General features: G+C 70.3%; 1 pseudogene. It reads left to right on the top strand.

Features of this window, described 5'->3' with window-relative positions:
- Positions 1-279, top strand: a pseudogene (locus tag R0J87_RS19675) (GH36-type glycosyl hydrolase domain-containing protein); the annotation flags it as partial.

Genomic DNA, 279 nt, shown 5'->3' with positions numbered 1-279 from the left:
CATGCAGCCGGAACAGCCCTACTACGCGCACCACCCCGGCCGCTTCTTCTACCTGAAGGACGAGGACAACGGCGCGCTGTACTCGGCGCCGTACGAGCCGGTGCGCGCCGCGCCCACGCGCTTCACGTTCTCGGCGGGCCGGCAGGACGTCGCCTGGGAAGTGGAGTACGACGGCATCGTGCTCGAGCTGCGCCTGCAGCTGCCGGAAGAGTCGCCGGTCGAGCTGTGGCAGTGCACCGTGCGCAACCGCTCCGGTCGGCCGCGGCGGGTATCGCTGTA

It is taken from the genome of Halomonas sp. SIMBA_159 (assembly GCF_046536035.1).
GTDB classification, from domain to species: domain Bacteria; phylum Pseudomonadota; class Gammaproteobacteria; order Pseudomonadales; family Halomonadaceae; genus Vreelandella; species Vreelandella venusta_A.
This window is presented reverse-complemented; position numbering and strand designations above follow the sequence as displayed.